Here is a 20,366-nt window from a genome sequence, read left to right as displayed (position 1 = left end):
ACCTCATTCACCGCACCAATCAACCGGATAAACGCCGGCCGCGACCGCTCGATGAAAGCTCGAGTAGGGCCAGCCGACGACGCGCTCCACCAGGCCGTGCTTCAGCGGGTTCCGATGAACGTAGTCGAGGTGATGCCGGTAATCCCGTTCATCTCGAATCAGGTGCTCCCAGTAGCGCCGTTGCCATATTCCGCGCTCGCCGCGGGAGCGCTGAGTTGCCGTCAGTACCTCGGTCTTTGGCAGGCGTCGGGTGAAAGCGAACTTGATGACTTTCCAGCGCAGGGCGAAGTCAGCGTCGCCATCCGGGAGCGTCCAGACGCAATGCATGTGATCGGGCAGAACGACCCAGGCGTCGATGTGGAAGGGATGGCGTGCGCGTGTGGCACGCACCGTCTCGCGTAGCAAGTCGACATGGCGGACCAGCAGATCGCTGCGACGGTTGAGCAAATTGACCGTGAAAAAATACGTGGCGCCCGGGACGTGGGCGCGGCGGTAGCGGGACATGGCGGCTCATCCTTGAGCGTTGTGTTGGCGGGAGGTCCGTATCGGTGGATAAGCAAAGCGTTATCCACCCTACGCCATCTCAACCGCCCACACCGCCGACGCATCGACGTTGCCGGAGGTAGGGTGGAAAACGGCGAAGCCTTTTCCACGCGTCACTTCCAGGCTACCTCGCTGTCTGTGGCTGTGTCCCGCTTGCCTCCCATGTCGTATCTGCCCGGCATTGGGGTCGTGATTGGTGTCTATCAAAACTTACCGGTCGGTATAGTCAACACCACACCCACGTCGGAGGGTTCACAAATGGATAAAACCCGTAAGCGCCTGGTTGATGCCGCGCTAACTCTCTTTGTCTCGCAAGGCGTCCACATTACCGGTGTGGTGGCGATCGCAGCGTTGGCGGGCGTGACCAAAATGACGCTATACAGTCATTTCCCTTCCAAGGATGCGCTGATAGTGGCGTGCCTTGATGAACGTGACCGTCGTTGGCGTGAAGAGGTGGTGAGCACCTTGGCGAAGCATGCCGAACCGATTAGCGGCATGCTTGCGTTCTTCGATTTGTATGAGCGCTTTCTGATGCGCGACAGCGGCCGTGGCTGCGTGTTCGTCAACAGCGCAGCCGAATTCCCATCGTGTAGCCACCCGGTGCGTTTGGCCGTGAGTCGCCATAAGCAAGGGATTCGTGACAACCTCGCTGCACTGGCCATCAAGGCAGGCGTTAGCGACCCGACCTCGGTTGTCGATGGGCTGTTCATCTTGTTAGAAGGCAGTTTTGTCAGCGGCGCCATGGGCGAGACCACAAAGCAGTTCGACACAGCAAGACGCATGGCACTTTGCTGGATCACAGCGCAACGCCAGCAGGAGCAGAGCGCATGAAAGTGGGATTGCTTGCTGCCATCGCCGCCACGTTTTCCTGGTCGCTGCTCTATATCTTTCCAAGCCTGATTGGCGAATACAGCCTCTTCGACCTTGCTGTGGTGAGCTATGGCTTCGCCGGGCTGGGTAGCCTGCTGGTTCTTTTCATATATCGAAGCGAAGTCAAGAAACTCAAATTGACTGATTGGGCGTGGGCCGCGCTATTGGGATTTCTTGGCTACATCGGCTATTTCTTTCTGATTACCACCGCCGTTTTGGCAGCCGGGCCGGTGATCCCTCCAGTGATGATGGGTTCGGTACCCATCGTTCTCGCTATTGCTGGCAACATGCGCAGCGCCAGCGTGCCTTGGCGCGCCATTGCCGGACCATTGATGGTGGCGGCTTTGGGTATAGGCCTGGTCAACTTGAGCGTGTTTGATTTCAGCAGTGCAACGCAAATGCGCTCTACCAGTTCGATACTGCTTGGGCTGTTGGTTTCCCTGCTGGCAATCGCCTCCTGGACTGGCTTCGGCTTGTTGAACGAAAGCGCCCTGGCCCGACGCCCAGGCATGTCACCCATGCTCTGGTCCGCCATGCTGATTTTTATGTGCAGCGTAGAGATGCTGGCTTTCATCCCGGTGGGGTTGTATCTGAAGCTTTCCAATTACGCCAGCCAACCAAGCGGGTTGGTTGGTACAGATGCGCTCTTTATATGCGGGTTGATCCAGGGATTCGGCGCGACGCTTGCCGGTGCCTGGGCATGGTCTGTCGCAACCCGGCGTCTGCCTCTGGCGCTCAGCGCGCAGTTGATTGCCAGCCAAACGCTCTATGCAACCGCACTTGGCCTGCTCGTTCACGACCGCTGGCCCGCTCCCACCGAAGCCATCGGGACAGGCTTGCTGTTTTTCGGGGTGGTATGGGCCATTCAAGCCTTTTATCGCAGGCAGAAACTCGCATACAGGATCGATGGCCCCCTGGCGAACGAAACGACGCTCTGATGCCGCCAGTGCCGTATTCGGCAGCCGCCTTGCAAACGAATACTTGGTGATCTTCCAGCGCAGCGCTAAAGCGGCATCGCCGTCCGGTAGTGTTCAGAAGCCATGCATGTGATCAGGCAGGACGACCCAGGCATCGATATGGACAGGGGCCGGTCTTTGGTGGCGCGGACAGTTTCGCCTAGCAGATCGACATGTCGGACCGAGTAGCTCGAGTCGACAGTTACGCAGATTGACCGTGAAGAGAGGTGGCACCTGGCACATCGGCGCGGGGGATCGGGACATGGCGGCTCATCCTTGATTGGCTATGGGTATTTCAGCAGAGTCGGACGCTGGCTGCGCTCCCCGATTTTGAAAAATGTGGTCTGCCCCCCCTGTTTCTCGTGGGTGCCTTTCAAGTGACGTCTGGTCGCAGCTTTTGAATCGTTTGTATGAAGCTGTTGTGCCCCATCGGGCGCCGCACTTTTCTTTGCTGCCGGAGCGCAGGCTGGCGCGAAGAAAATTAAGCAAAAGAAACACGCGCCGGGTATCTGGGTTTCGTTGCCCCAAGCTTCCTCACTCCATCATTGCTGCAGGGGCCGGCATATAAGAGAGTTTCTGGCCGGGGAGGTTGCTATCGTCTGGCAGCATGTGCAGGGCAAAAAATCGCAGCGGTATACAGGGAGACAGCAGGTAGGGTGGAAAACGGCGGAGCCTTTTCCACGCATTGCTGCGGGCTACGTTGCCAGCCTATGCGTTACTCCGCAGGTTTGACTATCGCCCGAACGAATCTGGAAGGTATTTGTATAACGCGGCCGTCGTCGCGCCGTAGTATTAATGTCTCGCCAAGGGACCATGTGACGTGGATGTTATTCATCGCACAAGCTGCATCCAAGGGCAGGTGCTCCAGTTGCTCGTCACAGTAGTCCCGCTGCAAGAGAATCACTTCGGCTTGAAAGTTACCCAACCCAAGTGCACGCACCGTCTTCTCGGGCAAAGTAGTTAGCAGCCCACTGTAGAGGGCGATCATCAGCGCGAAGAAAATGGAGAAGTGCAGGGCTGCGCTCCAACCCGCAATGAAAATGAACGCGCACAAAGCTGCTATTAGCGGAACGACTAGAGCTACAGCTGCGTAGATTGCCCACTTCCACACGCCGATCTGAAAGCCTTCGATGATCGGAGCGGATTGCCCGAGCGTAAAGGTCGTCAGAAGGCCTGCAATCATCACCCCAATGTCTGCCGCCCACATGTATCGAAGAAAGCTGAACGGCTTCAGTTTGAAGACGATTTGGATGAACAGACCGAACAAAAGTGTTATCGCTATCGGGACCAGAACGACTGATACCGGGAATAGTGATGGCGCCAGGATTGCCACGGCCATCAGACCTAACGTGCAAGCTATGAATGGCCCCAGAAAAACCAGGCTTCCTAATTTAAGTACCCACCAACCTCGCCGGTCCTCCAGATACGGCAGTGAGTACTTGAGATCGCCTTTGACCTGTTTGTGCTCGAGGAACTGGTGGTAGATCCATATGCCTGGGCTGAACAGCGCAAAAACCAGCAAGCCAATAATCGTAAATCCAATAGCGGCCGCAGCGATCAATAGCGATGAAAATTGGAACAGATCAAAGCTTGGGTAAAACTGATGACGGTAGAAATAGCAGACAAATATCGCGAAGCCAAACAGTGGTGGGCCGGCCTTGAGAATGACCGATATATGCTGACTGAGAAACGCGCTGGATGATTCAAGAAAGCGGTCAAACACGTCTTCATCTGACGCTGGCTGGTCGATCCATCGCTGTTGCATCACGTCATCCTTGAAGCCGATTCGAAGGCGGCCACGCTACGGGAGCGAGCGGAGCGCTGCAATATGCTTCGCGCGGAGGGTTAGTTCTACCTTGGGTCACAGAGTATGGGCTCGCGCTCAAGGCATTGGAGCAGACAACTCCTCCTCGCCCCAGTCATTGGGATAAATTCCAGCCCTGACGGCACGATGAAAGCTGGAGTAAGGCCAATCGGCGACGCGCGTAACCCACCCATGTTTTAGCGGATTTAGATGGACATAATCGACGTGGTGGCGGTAATCGCGTTCGTCACGAATCAGATGTTCCCAATATCGCCGTTGCCAGATCCCTCGCTCACCGCGGGATCGTTGCGTTGCCGTCAGCACCTCCGTTTTCGGGAGCCGCCTTGCAAACGCGAACTTGATGACCTTCCAGCGCAGCGCGAAATCAGCGTCGCCATCCGGTAGCGTCCAGATGCAATGCATGTGATCAGGCAGGACGACCCAGGCGTCGATATGGAAGGGATGGCGTTCTCTGGTGGCACGAACCGTCTCGCGGAGTAGATCGATGTGGCGGACAAGTAAGTCGCTACGGCGATTACGCAAGTTGACCGTGAAGAAATACGTTGCGCCCGGCACCTGGGCGCGGCGGTAGCGGGACATGGCGGCTCATCCTTGAGCGGGGTGTTGGCGGGAGGTCCGTATCGGTGGATAAGAAAAGCGTTATCCACCCTACGCCATCTCACCCGCCCACACCGCCGACGCATCGACGTTGCCAGAGGTAGGGTGGAAAACGGCGAAGCCTTTTCCACGCGTTTCTTCCAGGCTACTCGCTGACGCTGGGCACCTGGGCGCGGCGGTATTGAAACATGGCGGGTCATCCTTGAGCGTTGTGTTGGCGGAGAGTTTGTATCGGTGGATAAGCAAAAGGGTTATCCACCCTACGCCATCTCACCCGCCCACACCGCCGGCGCATCGACGTTGCCGGAACGTAGCGTGGAAAACGGCGAAGCCTTTTCCACGCGCCTTCCAGGCTACTCGCTAGTCAAGCTTGTAAAAGTCGCTCCAAAGCTACCCTGAGATCAACTGCGATATCTCCGTCAAGGTTGTAGGCTTGGATCTTTGCCTCTGTATAAACGCTACGAGAGATATTGTTTTTCAGTTGCTTGAATATATATTTCCCCTTGGCGCCTTTTAGCGTTCGTTGCTGAAATGCTTGCCAGACATCGTTGTTAGTTGGGCTTCCGCCTTGCACATGTAGTTCTTGGTTGTGCGCAGCTCGTTGCTTGTCAAACTGATCTCGTATTGGTTGGGAAGATCGACGGGTGACTGCGGAAAGATGCTCTACGGCTTCTTCTTGTGTGCATCCTAAGAACGTTTGGAGAAACTCTGGTGAGCAGAAATAAGCTTCGAGATCTGACTCCTTGGGGAACCAAATACTAATTCCTTCTGCCGCGTATGACTGGCTTATTCTTTCAACTTCATCATCAGTCAAAGAATCGCGATCTCTGTGAACGAAGATCTTGAATTTATTGCCTAGGCTTTCTGAAAGCTCTTTGGCTTGTGATGGAGTTGCTAAGCTTTTATACCCGGTACCTGGGTAAAATGCGACAGATCGATCAATGTCTTTCCATTGTGCTATTAGCTTTCGCAGGAACGTAGTGTCTTGATCCTCTTAAATTATAATGACCTTTTTTCCAAAGGCTCCCCAGCCTAGGGCTAATTCAACAATAGTTCTATCATTTGAAGCGCTCTTTCCATCTTGTAGCCAGCAAACGTTAGTACCTGCGGGGGCGCTTCTGATAATGAATGGAGAGTGAGTTGTAAGAATTACTTTCAAACCCTGCTCGCGTGCAACCAAGCTGAGTGCGCCAGCGAGTTTTTCCTGGACGTTCGGGTGTAAGTGGATGTCCGGTTCGTCAATTAGGACTACGCCAGGCCTGAATAGGAGTACATAGCAAAAAATCTGAATTAGCTGAAGAAATCCGGTGCCAGCGAGTTCGATTGGCTTTGTGTTGTTGCCGATTGTTACTTCGCACTTGATCCAGAGGTCTTTATCTTCGTTGTGCGATACAAGGATTCGAATAGGGCCAAGAATTTCCTCAATCCAACGTTCGATGGTGGTGATGTTGTTTGGGTCGATGTTTTGGAGTAGTAGTAAAGCATTGCGGAGAATAATATTGGAATCGCCGAACGAGCAGGCTTTTAGAATCGACTTTTTCGATTTCTTCTCTTCTTTGTTCGGTATTCCGGATATTCCAGGTATGTAGGCTGAGAAGAATCTGGTTTTACTTCTAAGCGAAGCGGTTAGCTCTGATGGTACGTTTCCGCTAATGGAGATTCCGGCGTTGCGCGCCGATCTTAGGGTGCATTTCGCTTCCTTAATAGTTCCATTTTCAGGATCTTCGAAGGTTAATGTAACGCGAGAGCAGGGGCTCTGCTCCTTGTTTCCCCAGTTAGCTCCATGGCCCAAGGTTTTATAGTCGTCAGTTGGCAAGTAGTCGAGCTCATCGACGCCTACAGTTGCGGTCTTGTTAGCATCAACACGTTCCGCTTGCCTTATCAGGCAGCAGGCGAGGTGAACTGCTTGGATTATCGACGATTTACCTGAGCCATTCGCTCCGACGAGGACATTAACATCCGCAAGATCAATTTCTATCTCCTCTACGCGTTTGAACGTTTCTACGCGGAGCTTTGAAAGCTGCATGTTTTCATCCTGAAACGAGCTATAAAAAAGGGGCCAACGGGCCCCTTGAAAAACGTAGCGCTAGCTGTCAATCCCAGCTCAACGCCCCACCCGTCTGATACTCAATAACCCGCGTCTCAAAGAAGTTCTTCTCTTTCTTCAAATCCATGATCTCGCTCATCCACGGGAACGGGTTGGTGGTGCCTGGGTACTCTTCCTTCAACCCAATCTGCGTCAGACGACGGTTGGCGATGAACTTGAGGTAGTCCTCCATCATCGAGGCGTTCATGCCGAGGACGCCGCGGGGCATGGTGTCGCGGGCGTATTCGATTTCGAGCTGCGTACCCTGGAGGATCATCTGGGTCGCTTCGTCCTTCATGGCGGCGTCCCACAGGTGCGGGTTTTCGATCTTGATCTGGTTGATCACGTCGATGCCGAAGTTCAGGTGCATGGACTCGTCGCGCAGGATGTATTGGAACTGCTCGGCGGTGCCGGTCATCTTGTTGCGGCGGCCCATGGAGAGGATCTGGGTGAAGCCGCAGTAGAAGAAGATGCCTTCCAGTACGCAGTAATAGGCGATGAGGTTGCGCAGGAACTCTTTATCCGTCTCGACGGTGCCGGTCTGGAAGGTCGGGTCGGAGATGGAACGGGTGTACTTGAGGCCCCAGGAGGCCTTCTTCGCGACGCTCGGGATCTCGTGGTACATGTTGAAGATCTCGCCTTCATCCATGCCCAGCGATTCGATGCAGTACTGGTAGGCGTGGGTGTGGATCGCCTCTTCGAAAGCCTGGCGCAGGATGTACTGACGGCACTCGGGGTTGGTGATCAGGCGGTACACGGCCAGCACGAGGTTGTTGGCGACCAGGCTGTCGGCGGTGGAGAAGAAGCCGAGGTTGCGCTTGACGATGCGGCGCTCGTCCTCTGAGAGGCCGTCCGGCGTCTTCCACAGGGCGATGTCGGCGTTCATGTTCACTTCCTGCGGCATCCAGTGGTTGGCGCAACCATCCAGATACTTCTGCCAGGCCCAGTCGTACTTGAAGGGTACGAGCTGGTTGAGGTCAGCGCGGGCGTTGATCATCTGCTTGTCGCCGACGTGAACGCGGGCGGATTCGCCTTCCAGTTCATCCAGGCCTTCCTGGATGTCGAGGTCGTCCAGGGCTTTCTTGGCGCGGGCGACGGCAGCGGAGTCGTCAGCGGCTACGGCGCGGGCTTCTTCGACGGAGCCTGCGGCATCCTTGTCGAGCTTGGCCGGTGCGTCAGTGTTTGCAGCAGCGGCTTGGGGGGCGGCCTGCGCGGTGGTGGTGGTGTCTTCTTCGTCGAATTCGTCCCAGCTCAGCATGGCGGTTCTCCTGATTGGGGACCGGTCGTGGCCGGTCGAAAATGTCTGGTGGCTTTTGGTTTGCACGCAAAAGCGGGTGTTTTGTCGGGGGAGGGTGGTGGTGCCCCGCGCCCTTGGTGTTCTGTATCAGGTCGGGGTTTGGGCCCGGCCTTTGTGTTGTCTGGTGGGGCTGCCCCTCACCCTAGCCCTCTCCCCGGAGCGGCGAGGGGACTGGATTTGAGGTGGCGTCGGACTTGGTTAACGATCCAGACCCCGGCGTTGGCGAGTAGTGGATCGCGAGCAAGCTCGCTCCTACGAAAAGCTAATCAACAGCAGACGCAGCGGTGGCTCGGTGTGAGCGGTTTCCAGAGCGAGGCAGCGCTAGGCGCCTGGCGGGTCGGAGCCCCTGAGCGTACGCATGTACGTGATGGGGCCCGGGCTGCCGGGCAACAACGCGCGGTCCGCTCTGGGGACCGCGACTTTCTACTACTTACTGGCAGGCTTCGCAGTCTGGTTCATCAATCGCACATGCCTTCGGCACCGGTGCCGGGCCTGCGGCCATTTCGGGCGCGGGCGCAGCTTTAGCCGGAGCAGGGCTGGCGCTGCCATTGCCACCGCTGGACACAGCGTTGAGCTTGCCGGTGTTGACGGTGGACTTCTCGGTGCTGGTCGCGGCCAGGGCACGGAGGTAGTAGGTGGTTTTCAGGCCACGGAACCAGGCCATGCGGTAGGTCACGTCCAGCTTCTTGCCGCTGGCGCCGGCGATGTAGAGGTTCAGCGACTGAGCCTGGTCGATCCACTTCTGGCGACGGCTGGCGGCGTCGACGATCCACTTGGTTTCGACTTCGAAGGCGGTCGCGTAGAGGTCTTTCAACTCCTGCGGGATGCGCTCGATCTGCTGCACGGAACCGTCGTAGTACTTGAGGTCGTTGATCATGACCGCATCCCACAGGCCGCGCGCCTTGAGGTCGCGAACCAGGTAGGGGTTGATCACGGTGAACTCGCCCGAGAGGTTCGATTTCACGTAGAGGTTCTGGTAGGTCGGCTCGATGGACTGCGACACGCCGGTGATGTTGGCGATGGTTGCGGTCGGCGCGATGGCCATGATGTTCGAGTTACGGATGCCGTTCTTGACGCGGGCACGTACCGGGGCCCAGTCCAGGGACTCGGTCAGGTCGACGTCGATGTACTTCTGGCCACGCGCTTCGATGAGGATCTGCTGCGAATCCAGCGGCAGCACGCCCTGGCTCCACAACGAACCCTGGAAGGTTTCGTAGGCGCCGCGCTCGTCGGCCAGGTCACAGGAGGCCTGGATGGCGTAGTAGCTGACCGCTTCCATGGACTTGTCGGCGAAATCGATGGCGGCATCGGAGCCGTACGGGATGTGCTGCAGGTACAGCGCGTCCTGGAAGCCCATGATGCCCAGGCCCACCGGGCGGTGCTTGAGGTTGGAGTTACGCGCCTGCGGCACGGAGTAGTAGTTGATGTCGATGACGTTATCGAGCATCCGCACGGCGGTGCGCACGGTGCGCTCCAGCTTGGCGGTGTCCAGCTTGCCGTCGACGATGTGGCGCGGCAGGTTGATCGAGCCCAGGTTGCAGACGGCGATCTCGTCCTTGTTGGTGTTCAGCGTGATCTCGGTGCAGAGGTTGGAGCTGTGCACCACCCCGACGTGCTGCTGCGGGCTGCGCAGGTTGCACGGGTCCTTGAAGGTCAGCCATGGGTGGCCGGTTTCGAACAGCATGGAGAGCATCTTGCGCCACAGGTCTTTGGCCTGCAGGGTCTTGTAGTTCTTGATCTTGCCGTATTCGATCAGGGCTTCGTAGTACTCGTAGCGCTCCTCGAAGGCCTTGCCGGTGAGGTCGTGCAGGTCGGGTACTTCGCTTGGCGAGAACAGGGTCCACTTGCCGTCGTCGAAGACGCGCTTCATGAACAGGTCCGGAATCCAGTTGGCGGTGTTCATGTCGTGGGTACGGCGACGGTCGTCACCGGTGTTCTTGCGCAGCTCGAGAAATTCCTCGATGTCCAGGTGCCAGGTTTCCAGGTAGGCGCAGACCGCGCCCTTGCGCTTGCCGCCCTGGTTGACCGCAACAGCGGTGTCGTTGACCACTTTCAGGAAGGGCACGACGCCCTGGGATTTGCCGTTGGTGCCCTTGATGTAGGCGCCCAGTGCACGGACCGGGGTCCAGTCGTTACCCAGGCCGCCAGCGAACTTGGAGAGCAGGGCGTTATCGCGGATGGCGTCGTAGATGCCGCCCAGGTCGTCCGGCACGGTGGTCAGGTAGCACGAGGACAGCTGCGGACGCAGGGTGCCGGCGTTGAACAGGGTCGGCGTGGAGGCCATGTAGTCGAAGGATGACAGCAGGTTGTAGAACTCGATGGCACGGGCTTCGCGGTTTTCTTCCTCGATGGCCAGGCCCATGGCGACGCGCATGAAGAAGATCTGCGGCAGCTCGAAACGCACGCCATCCTTGTGGATGAAGTAGCGGTCGTAGAGGGTCTGCAGGCCGAGGTAGGTGAACTGCTGGTCCTGCTCGTGGTTGATCGCAGCGCCCAGCTTGGCCAGGTCGTATTCCTTCAGGCGCGGGTCGAGCAGCTCGAACTGCACGCCTTTTTCCACATAGGCCGGCAGCGCTTTGGCGTAGAGGTCAGCCATTTCGTGATGGGTGGCGGACTCGGCGACTTCCAGGAAGCTCAGGGCTTCGGCGCGCAGGGTGTCCATCAGCAGGCGGGCGGTGACGTAGGAGTAGTTCGGCTCACGCTCGACCAGGGTCCGGGCGGTCATCACCAGGGCGGTGTTGACGTCGGTCTGCTCGACACCGTCGTAGAGGTTCTTCAGGGTTTCTTTCTGGATCAGCGAGCCATCGACTTCCTCGAGGCCTTCGCAGGCTTCGGTGATGATGGTGTTCAGGCGGCCCAGGTCCAGCGGCGCCAGGCTGCCGTCGGCACGCTTGATGCGAATGCTCGGATGCGCCTCGACCGGTGCGTCGACTGCGCCACGCTTGCGCTCCTGGCTACGGGATTCGCGATAGATCACGTAGTCGCGGGCAACCTTCTGCTCGCCGGAACGCATCAGGGCCAATTCGACCTGGTCCTGGATTTCTTCGATATGGATGGTGCCGCCGGATGGCATGCGGCGCTTGAAGGTGGCAGTGACCTGTTCGGTCAGGCGGGCGACGGTGTCATGGATGCGCGACGAGGCGGAGGCGCTGTTGCCTTCCACTGCGAGAAACGCCTTGGTGATGGCGACGGTGATCTTGTCATCGGTGTAGGGGACGACTGTACCGTTGCGCTTGATCACGCGCAGCTGGCCCGGCGCGGTGGCGGCCAGGTCTAGCGTGCTGTCGTTGGCGTGCGGGTTCTCGCGAATGGACTCGTTCTGCATGGGGTCTCCGGATTCTCTCTGTCTCGGTAGCACGTTAGGTGTCGGGCTCGCTTCGTGGGCGGCCCTGATCTGTATTGCGTGTCTCGTATTGCATGAACCATGCCCCGGCGAACCGGCCCATGGGTGACTCAAAACTGGAAACGATCCGGCACCTGAGGTGGCGAATCGAATGTGCCGAAGCATAGTCAGGCGTTGTGAAGATCACAACCTCAAAACACAACATGTAGTGTGACGCGCTTGGCGCATGCGCTACTGCTGGACTTGAGCGAAATCAACGTTGGGCTGCGCAGGATCGCGGTCTGTGGCGACGATCTATCGCGCCCGTGCGGACGCGAGCCGGGTAAAAATCAGAGCGAATTTATTTTGCTTGCTTTTTTCGGCGTTTGTGTCTGTTTGGCTTTAGACACCCAACATATGGGGTAAAAGGCGCCTGGAGCGACACGATAGTGGCGGTTCAGACACAGCGCAAGGCGCTCGAAATGAACAACCTGTGGATAAGATGTGGGTGAGCTGTGCGCGATCAGGGCGCAGCCCGCGCCGTTTCGGGGCTGCACGATGTTCAGATGAAATGCGTGCTCGCCAGCGCTTTCGGATGCCCGGCGACGTCCAGGCGAAAACACTATATGTGGTGTTTTGTCAAAGAGGGTTTTATTGCGTTTTGCAGCCTGCAAGGCTTGATTTTGACGGAGCGGCCAACAGTGATGGCCCTTTGCTTAGCGCCGGACCGGGCGCAGCGATGTGCCAGTCCTGCGAAGCGGTCCTCACCGGGCGCAGCTTCCCTCGTTTCTTCCAGGTCGTGCGCCAAGCGGAGCATGTCAACCGCTGCCATCTGGCTATGCGCTGGCGCTACAATGCCGGCCGGTGTCTCGGGAGGACGCGTGGTGGATCAAGAGTCTTGGAACATCCTGATTGTCGAAGATGACCAGCGGTTGGCCGAGCTGACCCGTGAGTATCTTGAAAGTAACGGCATGCAGGTCTCCATCGAGGCGGACGGCGCCCAGGCGGCCGAACGCATCATTAATGAGCGTCCCGATCTGGTGGTGCTCGACCTGATGCTGCCCGGCGAAGATGGGCTGTCTATCTGCCGCAAGGTGCGCGATCGCTATGACGGGCCGATCCTGATGCTCACCGCGCGCGCTGACGATCTCGATCAGGTGCTCGGCCTGGAAATCGGTGCTGACGACTACGTTTGCAAGCCCGTGCGGCCGCGGTTGCTGCTGGCGCGCATCCGGGCCTTGCTGCGGCGGCGTGAAGGGGCAGAGGCACCGTCGGCTGTGGGTGGGAAACGCGTCCAGTACGGCCCATTGGTGGTCGACAACGCGTTGCGCGAGGCCTGGTTGCGCGGGGAGGGCATCGAGCTGACTGGCGCGGAGTTCGACCTGCTGTGGCTGCTGACCTCCAACCCGGGACGGATCATGTCCCGCGAACAGATCTTCTCTGAGCTACGCGGCATCGAATACGACGGCCAGGACCGTTCCATCGATGTGCGCATATCACGCATCCGCCCGAAGATCGGTGATGACCCCGATCACCCACGGCTGATCAAGACAGTGCGGGGCAAGGGCTACCTGTTCGTCTCCGAAGCGGCTGAAGCGCTGCAGTGAATTCGATCTTCCTGCGGATCTACGGCGGCATGCTCGCCGTGCTGGTGCTGGTGGGGTTGCTGGGCGCGGGTGGTCTGCATCTGCTCAATCAGGTCCGGGCCGATCAGCATCGCGAGGCGCTGGCGGCCGGTACCTTTCGCCTGATGGCGCACAACATGAGCAGCATGACGCCCATCGAGCGGCGCCAGGCGGCGAACCTCTGGGGGCGGCTGCTGGGTATCCCGTTGCGCGTGCGCACGCTGGAAGACATCCGGCTTGAAAGCGGCCTGGAGACACGACTGCTGCGCGGCCAGGTTCTGGTGGAGCAGATCCGCCCTGGCAGCGTCACGATCTATTCCTTGGTCAGCGCTGAAGACCGTCTGGCGCTGACGGGCGAGGTCGAGCAGCTCAGCGAGCAACTGGCTCGCGCGACTATCTATTTGCTGATCGATGAGCTAATCCGCTACCCCGAAGCCGAGCAACCCCAGCGCCTGGCCGAACTGAAGGAAGCGCGCGGTTTCGGCTACCCGCTGGAGCTGCTGACCCGCGACAGCGCCAGTCTCGATGACGATCAGCGGCGCCGGCTGGATGAAGGCGACACGGTGATGGCGCTGGTCAACGGCGGCGAGGCCATCCGGGTGTTCGCAGCAATTGCCGGAACCCCCTGGATCATGTCGCTGGGGCCGCTGCGTCAGCTCAATCCCTATCCGCCCGAGCTGCTGATTTTGATCGGTGTGCTGGGTCTGTCGCTGATCGGGCTGACCGTGTATCTGCTGGTGCGCCAGCTGGAGCGGCGTCTGCGAGGCGTCGAGCGCGCTGCCACGCGCATCGCGACCGGCCAGCTGGAAGCGCGCGTGCCGGATGCCGGCACCGATTCGGTGGGGCGATTGGCCAAGGCCTTCAATGGCATGGCGAGCCATCTGCAGCGCTTGCTCGCGGTGCAGCGGGAGATGGTCAGCGCGGTGGCCCATGAACTGCGAACGCCGGTCGCCCGGTTGCGTTTCGGCCTGGAGATGGCCGGCTCGGCGCAGACGCCGGAAGCACGCCACCGCTATCTCGAAGACATGGACGGCGACATCGACGATCTGGATCGACTGGTGGACGAGATGCTGGTCTACACGCGCCTCGAGCGTGGATCGCCGGAGCTGACGTTCCAATCGGTCGACTTGAGCGCGCTGGTCGATCAGGTGATCGGGGAACTGGCACCGTTGCGCCCGGCGGTGTTGGTCGAGCGCGGGCCCTGTAAACCGGCATCGGACGGGAGCAGCGTGGTCGATGCCGAGCCGCACTACATGCGTCGCGCCTTGAGCAATCTGATCAGCAACGCCATGCGCCACGCTGAAACGCGGGTTGAGGTCAGCTTCGTCATCGATGCCGACCGGGCGAAGCTGGTAGTCGACGATGACGGCCCGGGCGTACCCGAGGAAGCGTGGGAGAAGGTCTTTGCACCTTTCCTGCGCCTGGATGACAGCCGCACCCGCGCCTCCGGCGGGCATGGTTTGGGCCTGTCCATCGTCCGGCGGATTACCTACTGGCACGGCGGTCGGTCGCAGATTGGACACAGCGAGCTGGGCGGCGCGCGTTTCACCCTGGTCTGGCCGCGCAAGCGGGTGAAGTAGCCGTTGGGATCGGCGCCTTGCGCTTACTGAAAGGTCGTTGGGTTACCCACGCTGGGCTGAGCAAGCATTAGCCTCACGAGTCGGGTTGAGGCTATTCGCGATGGGTTTGCGCTTGGCTGTGAAGATCAGACCGGAATGCTTACAAGACTTAGCAGGTAGTCATCGAATTGGACGAACTGGCCGTCCAGCTCAGCGCCGGGCTTCCAGTCTTCGGATAAACCAGTGAGCAGGCGCAGGCGGGCGTAGCCGCTGCTGTCGTGATGAATCAGTTCGGCTTCCTGAAAATAGAAGCGCTTGTTCACCAGCGGGTAGAGCGCCTTGAACAGGCTTTCCTTGAGGGAGAAGGTCAGGGTGACGCGCAGGGCGCGCTGGGTCTCGTCGAGCGCGGCGTAACCTTCCAATTCGTTCGGGGTGAGGATTTCAGCGACCAGGCGGTCGGCCCGTGTGGTGGGGATCTGCTTCTCTACATCCAGCCCGATGCCGCGCCATTGCTCGCGTCGCGCCACTGCGGCCGCAGCCCAGCCAGCGCCATGGGTGATCGAACCGACCACCCCGGCAGGCCAACAGGGCGAGCGGTCTTCGTTCACGGTCGGGATGCACGGCGCGCCGGTCGCCCGGCGCAGGGCTTCGCAAGCGCATAGACGACCGGCAAGAAATTCGGTCTGGCGCTTGCTCACCGCCGTCATGCCCGGCACGCCGCAGCGGGTGAAATCCTCGGGGTGGAGCAGGGCGGGGTCGAAGCGGGTGCTGATCAACTGCACGCCGGGCAAGGCGAGCGGCAGCGGCCAGTGATCGCTCAGGGGTGAGCAGCAGGCCGGGTGATAAAGGGTAGAAGTCATGGGCGTTAGTTTGCCTCAGTGCCGGGCCCGGTGCAGTCCCGGCGGTGCGCTTCCCCTGTAAATGGGACGCTTCGCGAGCAAGCATCGCACCGATGCGGGCCAGGTTAACGCCAGACGTTTAGGTAGGAGCGAGCCTGTTCGCGAACCAGTACACGTAGGCGGGCATTCATCCATCAGGCCCCCTCAGGCCGCGCAAGGATTTTCGGCGCCGCTTCGATGATCTGGCGGGACAGGCTTTCCATGCGCGGCGACTGCACCTTCCAGGTGTGCCAGTACAGTGAGATGTCAAGCGGCGCGTCCACGGCCAGGTCGACCACGATGCCCTCGGCCAGTGCATCCTGCAGCAACGGCTGCGGCACCATGCCATAGCCCAGCCCGTAGCGGATCGCATTGAAGCGTGGCTCGGCGCCAGGCACGTAGTGGCAAGGGTAGGCGCCCTCGGGCAGGCCCAGCTGCCGCAGTAGGAACGAAGAGGTGAGGCGGTCCTTGTTGGTGTAGGCGACCACTGGCGCCTTGCGCGCGGCATTGCGGTTCAGGCCGTTGGGAAAGTACTGCTGCCGAAAGGCGGCGGACGCCACAAGGCGATAGCGCATGCTGCCCAGCGGGCTCGCCGTGCACCCGCGCATGGGTTTGGGTTCGGTGCTGATACAGCCGATGGCAAGGCCGGTTTCCAGCAGGCTGTAGGTGTGGTCCTGATCTTCGACGGTGAGGTCCAACAGGACGCGCTCCTTGATCAGCACCTCGGCTAGAGCTGGGAAGAACCAGGTACCAAGACTGTCGGCATTGAGTGCGGCAACGACCACCAGCGGGGCATCGCTACGCTCGGCAAGCTCGGCCATCAGATCCGCTTCCAGCAGCGTGGCGCGTTTGAGGTATTGCATCAGCCGCTGACCGGTTTCCGTGGGGCGACAAGGCCGGCTACGTACAACCAGCGCGCTGCCCAAGGTACTTTCCAAGGCGCGCACCCGCTGCGATATCGCAGGCGGTGTCAGATGCAGGCGCAGGGCCGCTTGCTCGAAACTGCCCGTCTTGATCACGGTGCGGAAGGCTTCGGTCTGCTTGGGGTCGAGAATCAAGAGCTGCAACTCAGATTAAGTAAATATTGGTATAGCCTAAATTTACTTAGCCACACCGATTAAACAGGAGTGTGCCCCATAATCGCGCGCCTTTCAGCTTTATGCCCACTTGGAGTCGCGCCGTGACCCTGTTACACATCATCTACCTTGTTGCCATCACGGCTGAAGCCATGTCTGGCGCCATCATGGGCATGCGCCGCGGCATGGATCTATTCGGTATCTGCATGCTCGGCACGGTGACGGCGCTGGGCGGCGGCACGGCGCGCGATGTGCTGCTGGGGCATTACCCGATCGGCTGGATCGCCCACCCCGAGTACCTTGGTTTCACCGTGGGCGCGGCGATCATCACGGCGATGGTTGCGCGGCACATGCATCACCTGCGGCAGGTGTTTCTGCTGGTCGACGGGCTCGGCCTGGTGGCCTTTACCGTGATCGGGTGCGGCGTGGCGATGGATATGGGCGCGCACCTTTCGATCGTCGTGCTGGCTGGGGTCATCACCGGCGTGTTTGGCGGGCTGCTGCGCGACATTCTCTGCAACCGGGTGCCGATGGTGTTGCGGCGCGAGCTCTATGCCACGGTGGCGCTGTTCACTGGTGTGCTCTACGTAACGCTGCTCTGGCTCGGGATCGACACCTCCATCGCCTCGCTGGCCACGCTCTGTGCGGGCTTCCTGTTCCGGGTGCTGGCGATGACCTTCCAGTGGCAGCTGCCGCACTTCCAGGAGCGCGACATCCGCGGGCTGGACTGAGTCCGCTACGCCAGGCGCCCAATCGGAACACGCCTGGTTCTGCCTGATACGCATTTGTCTTGCAACGCAGATTCCCGCCGTTCGAGCCGCTACACTAGCGCACTGGCCACCAGGGGAATGGAACTGTGCTGAAGGACCTAGGAATAAAGAGTCGGGTGCTGGTGCTGATCTTGTTGCCCAGCACGGTGCTAGCCGTGGCGCTGGGCATCTACTTCACCTGGATGCAGCTGTCGGAGATGCGCCATCAGCTCGATGCGCGCGGCCAGCTGATCGCCGAGCAGTTGGCCCCGTTGGCGGCGCCGGCCATGGCGCAGGGCTACGGCAAGCGGCTGCAGCGTATTCTCAATCAGGTGCTGGATCAGCCTGACGTGCGTGCGGTCTCCATCCTCGACGCCGAGCGCAATCTGCAGGCCCATGCCGGGCCAAACATGATCACCCCGTCGCCGCCAACCGATCCCGAAGCGCTGACTCAGGTCAGCAGCGTCGACACCACGCGCATCCTCCTGCCGGTGCTTGGCAAGCATCTGAATCTCGCCGAAGACAATCCCGACAACGACCTCCGCCTGATTGGCTGGCTGGAATTGGAGCTGTCGCACCAAGGCACGCTGCTGCGCGGTTACCGCAGCCTGTTTGCCAGCCTGTTGCTGATTGGCGCAGGGCTGATCATTACTGCGCTGCTGGCGCTGCGCATGAGTACGGCAATCAGCAAGCCGCTGCACAGGGTCAAGGTGGCCGTGGCGCAGCTCAAGGACGGTCATCTGGAGACTCGTTTGCCAGCGCTCGGCAGCCATGAAATGGACGAAGTGGCGGCAGGCATCAACCGTATGGCCGAAGCCTTGCTGGCCGCTCGTGAAGAATTGCAACAGAGCATCGACCAGGCCACCGAAGACGTGCAGCAGAACCTCGAGACCATCGAGATCCAGAACATCGAGCTGGACCTGGCGCGTAAGGAAGCGCTGGAGGCCAGTCGGATCAAGTCCGAGTTCCTGGCCAACATGAGCCACGAAATCCGCACGCCGCTCAACGGCATCCTCGGCTTTACCCATCTGCTGCAGAAAAGCGACCTGACGCCACGCCAGCAGGACTACTTGTCGACCATCGAAAAATCCGCTGACAGCCTGCTCGGGATCATCAACGAGATCCTCGACTTCTCGAAGATCGAGGCTGGCAAGCTGGTCCTCGACAACATCCCGTTCAATTTGCGCGATTTGATCGAGGACACCCTGACCATCCTCGGCCCTGCGGCGCACCAGAAGCATCTGGAGCTGGTTAGCCTGGTCTACCGCGACACGCCGCTATCCCTGGTCGGCGACCCGCTGCGGCTCAAGCAGGTCCTGACCAACCTGGTCAGCAATGCCATCAAGTTCACCAATGAAGGCACCGTCATCGTCCGTGCGATGGTTGAGGATGAACGCTCCGACCGTGCGCAGCTGCGCATCAGCGTGCAGGACACCGGCATCGGTCTGACCGATCAGGACTTGCGTGCCTTGTTCCAGGCGTTCAGCCAGGCGGACAATTCGCTGTCCCGCCAACCCGGTGGTACCGGCCTCGGGCTGGTGATCTCCAAGCGGCTGATCGAGCAGATGGGGGGGGAAATCGGGGTCGACAGCATTCCTGAAGAGGGCTCCGAATTCTGGATCAGCCTGAGCCTGCCCAAAGCGCGTGACGATATCGAGGACCTGCCGCGGGCAGCACTGCTCGGACGCAAGGTCGGCTTGCTTGAACAGCATCCGCTGACACGTCAGGCCCTGCAGCATCAGCTGGAAAGCTGCGGCATGGAGGTGTTGCCGTTCGACAGCTTGGATCAGCTGCAGGCGGCGGTGTTCGAGGCGCATACCAGCGATAAACCGATCGAAATAGCCGTGCTCGGCGTGACCCATCGAGAAATCGCACCGCAACAGCTATGCCTGCGGCTCTGGGAGTTCGAAGGGCTGGGCTGCAAGTGCATTGTGCTTTGCCCGACCAGTGAGCAGGCGCAGTATCACGAGGCGTTGCCTGAATCGCACACCCATGCCCAGCTGCAAAGCAAGCCGGCCTGTACGCGCAAGTTGCAGCGAGTGCTGCTTGATCTGCTGCGCCCGCCTCAGACCATGATTGAGAACGTCGCAGTGCCGGAAACCCGACCGCCACGTGTGCTGTGCGTCGATGACAACCCCGCCAACCTGCTGCTGCTGGAAACCTTGCTGACCGATATGGGCGGTGAAGTCGAAGCGGTGAGCAGCGGCGCCGAAGCATTGGAGGCGGTCAAGCACAAGCCCTTCGATCTGGTGTTCATGGACGTGCAGATGCCTGGCATGGACGGGCGCCAGACCACCGAGGCGATTCGTCGCTGGGAGGACGACAGCGCGCAGCCACCCATGCCGATCGTCGCGCTCACCGCTCACGCGCTGTCCAACGAAAAGCGCTCGCTCTTGCAAAGCGGTCTCGACGATTACCTGACCAAGCCGATCAGCGAGCGGCAGCTGGCCCAGGTGATCTTGAAGTGGACCGGCCTACCGCTGGCGCGCAGCTTTGTCGCAGCACCCCTTGAGACACAGACGCCGGAAAACAACCTCAAAGTGCTCGATGCGGAAGAGGGATTGCGCTTGGCCGCCGGCAAAGCCGATCTGGCAGCGGATATGCTGAGCATGCTGCTGGCCTCGCTGGAGGATGATCGCCAGGTGATCCGCGAAACGCGTCTGGCCAATGACCGGCAGGCGACCATCGATCGTGTGCACCGTTTGCACGGCGCTACCCGCTATTGCGGTGTCCCGCAGCTGCGGGCAGCCTGCGAACGCAGCGAAACATTACTCAAGCAGAATCACCCGAGCGCGGCCCAGGCTCTGGATGAGCTGGACAGCGCCATCGAGCGGCTGGAGATCGAGGCGCGCGTGGTCTAGCGCAGAAGTCGTCCCTGAGTGCACTACCGAAGAGGCTCCTCCGGCGGTGATGTTCATCACGCACTCGAACGTGCAGGGCCGCGCCCCGCGGCGACTGCCAGCCGCAGGGCTGCCTGACGGCA

At 59.9% G+C, this 20,366-nt stretch carries 15 protein-coding genes; 6 read left to right on the top strand and 9 right to left on the bottom strand.

Going from position 1 to position 20,366, the window contains the following annotated elements:
* Positions 1 to 3: 3 nt before the first annotated feature.
* The gene (locus RT21_RS08345) at positions 4 to 504 is read right to left on the bottom strand and encodes an REP-associated tyrosine transposase (protein ID WP_046162357.1); all 501 of its coding nucleotides are present in this window, start codon (positions 502 to 504) and stop codon (positions 4 to 6) included.
* A gap of 123 nt (positions 505 to 627) precedes the next feature.
* Between RT21_RS08345 and RT21_RS08340 the strand changes: the two genes are divergently transcribed.
* A complete protein-coding gene (locus RT21_RS08340) occupies positions 628 to 1,374 on the top strand; it encodes a TetR/AcrR family transcriptional regulator (RefSeq protein WP_256203885.1) in 747 nt (248 codons plus the stop codon).
* Entirely contained in the window at positions 1,371 to 2,351 is a 981-nt protein-coding gene (locus RT21_RS08335) for a DMT family transporter (protein ID WP_046162355.1), read from the top strand. The genes RT21_RS08340 and RT21_RS08335 overlap by 4 nt, the downstream gene beginning before the upstream one ends.
* A gap of 733 nt (positions 2,352 to 3,084) precedes the next feature.
* On the opposite strand, the gene RT21_RS08330 is transcribed toward RT21_RS08335, so the two are convergent.
* The 6 genes from RT21_RS08330 to RT21_RS08310 all read right to left on the bottom strand — a co-directional run bounded on the left by RT21_RS08330 (position 3,085) and on the right by RT21_RS08310 (position 11,499).
* A complete protein-coding gene (locus RT21_RS08330) occupies positions 3,085 to 4,134 on the bottom strand; it encodes a hypothetical protein (RefSeq protein ID WP_046162354.1) in 1,050 nt (349 codons plus the stop codon).
* A gap of 117 nt (positions 4,135 to 4,251) precedes the next feature.
* Complete coding sequence (locus RT21_RS08325) at positions 4,252 to 4,773, bottom strand: REP-associated tyrosine transposase (RefSeq protein WP_046162353.1); 522 nt, start codon at positions 4,771 to 4,773, stop codon at positions 4,252 to 4,254.
* A gap of 382 nt (positions 4,774 to 5,155) precedes the next feature.
* Positions 5,156 to 5,605, bottom strand: a complete 450-nt coding sequence (locus RT21_RS23915) for a hypothetical protein (RefSeq protein ID WP_200598806.1) — start codon at positions 5,603 to 5,605, stop codon at positions 5,156 to 5,158.
* A 180-nt stretch (positions 5,606 to 5,785) separates the two neighbouring features.
* A complete protein-coding gene (locus RT21_RS23910) occupies positions 5,786 to 6,817 on the bottom strand; it encodes an ATP-dependent nuclease (protein WP_200598807.1) in 1,032 nt (343 codons plus the stop codon).
* A 67-nt stretch (positions 6,818 to 6,884) separates the two neighbouring features.
* Positions 6,885 to 8,135, bottom strand: a complete 1,251-nt coding sequence (locus tag RT21_RS08315) for a ribonucleotide-diphosphate reductase subunit beta (protein ID WP_046162352.1) — start codon at positions 8,133 to 8,135, stop codon at positions 6,885 to 6,887.
* Positions 8,136 to 8,604: 469 nt separating this feature from the next.
* Positions 8,605 to 11,499, bottom strand: coding sequence for a ribonucleoside-diphosphate reductase subunit alpha (locus RT21_RS08310; RefSeq protein WP_046162351.1), 2,895 nt, complete (start codon positions 11,497 to 11,499; stop codon positions 8,605 to 8,607).
* Between the two features lie 881 nt (positions 11,500 to 12,380).
* Between RT21_RS08310 and RT21_RS08305 the strand changes: the two genes are divergently transcribed.
* Both RT21_RS08305 and RT21_RS08300 read left to right on the top strand, forming a co-directional pair.
* A complete protein-coding gene (locus tag RT21_RS08305; protein WP_045431681.1) occupies positions 12,381 to 13,103 on the top strand; it encodes a response regulator in 723 nt (240 codons plus the stop codon).
* Complete coding sequence (locus RT21_RS08300; protein WP_046162350.1) at positions 13,100 to 14,701, top strand: ATP-binding protein; 1,602 nt, start codon at positions 13,100 to 13,102, stop codon at positions 14,699 to 14,701. The genes RT21_RS08305 and RT21_RS08300 overlap by 4 nt, the downstream gene beginning before the upstream one ends.
* A gap of 125 nt (positions 14,702 to 14,826) precedes the next feature.
* Here the strand turns inward: RT21_RS08300 and RT21_RS08295 are convergent, their stop codons facing one another.
* Together RT21_RS08295 and RT21_RS08290 are read right to left on the bottom strand one after the other, a co-directional pair.
* Positions 14,827 to 15,540, bottom strand: a complete 714-nt coding sequence (locus RT21_RS08295) for a 4'-phosphopantetheinyl transferase family protein (protein WP_046162349.1) — start codon at positions 15,538 to 15,540, stop codon at positions 14,827 to 14,829.
* Positions 15,541 to 15,713: 173 nt separating this feature from the next.
* Positions 15,714 to 16,616: an HTH-type transcriptional regulator ArgP gene (locus tag RT21_RS08290; protein ID WP_046162348.1), complete on the bottom strand. Its 903-nt coding sequence runs from the start codon at positions 16,614 to 16,616 to the stop codon at positions 15,714 to 15,716.
* Positions 16,617 to 16,738: 122 nt separating this feature from the next.
* On the opposite strand from RT21_RS08290, the gene RT21_RS08285 reads away from it, so the two are divergent.
* Together RT21_RS08285 and RT21_RS08280 are read left to right on the top strand one after the other, a co-directional pair.
* Positions 16,739 to 17,365: a trimeric intracellular cation channel family protein gene (locus RT21_RS08285; protein ID WP_046162401.1), complete on the top strand. Its 627-nt coding sequence runs from the start codon at positions 16,739 to 16,741 to the stop codon at positions 17,363 to 17,365.
* A 125-nt stretch (positions 17,366 to 17,490) separates the two neighbouring features.
* Positions 17,491 to 20,244 (top strand): response regulator, encoded by a 2,754-nt coding sequence (locus RT21_RS08280; RefSeq protein ID WP_177327074.1) that lies wholly within the window; start codon positions 17,491 to 17,493, stop codon positions 20,242 to 20,244.
* Positions 20,245 to 20,366 lie beyond the last annotated feature (122 nt).

This window comes from Pseudomonas sp. 10B238, assembly GCF_000970615.1.
Classification (GTDB): domain Bacteria; phylum Pseudomonadota; class Gammaproteobacteria; order Pseudomonadales; family Pseudomonadaceae; genus Stutzerimonas.
The sequence above is the reverse complement of the archived record's forward strand: the minus strand, read 5'-3'. Positions and strand labels throughout refer to the sequence as shown.